At 56.3% G+C, this 430-nt stretch carries 1 protein-coding gene; it reads left to right on the plus strand.

From position 1 onward, the window contains the following. A partial coding sequence (locus tag AS151_RS22950; RefSeq protein WP_275528011.1) for a TCP-1/cpn60 chaperonin family protein occupies positions 1-430 on the plus strand: 430 nt, incomplete at both ends.

The following is a 430-nucleotide window of genomic DNA, read 5'->3' on the forward strand; positions in this document are numbered from 1 at the left end:
TCAACGTCGCTGCGGTGAAAGCGCCTGGATTTGGCGATCGCCGCAAGGCCATGCTGCAAGACATTGCCACCCTCACCGGCGGTCAGGTCATCACCGAAGATGCCGGCCTGAAGTTGGAAAACGCCAAAATTGAAATGCTAGGCAATGCCCGCCGGGTCACCCTGACCAAAGACACCACCACCATTGTCGCCGAAGGCAACGACCAAGCGGTGAAAACCCGTTGCGAGCAAATTCGCCGGCAAATCGAAGAAAGCGATTCCAGCTACGACAAAGAAAAACTGCAAGAGCGTTTGGCCAAGCTCTCCGGTGGTGTAGCGGTGATTAAAGTAGGTGCTGCCACCGAAACCGAAATGAAAGACCGCAAGCTGCGCCTGGAAGACGCCATCAACGCCACCAAAGCAGCCGTAGAAGAAGGCATTGTTCCCGGCGG

The sequence above is a fragment of the Geitlerinema sp. PCC 9228 genome, assembly GCF_001870905.1.
In the GTDB taxonomy this organism is placed as follows: Bacteria; Cyanobacteriota; Cyanobacteriia; order Cyanobacteriales; family PCC-9228; genus PCC-9228.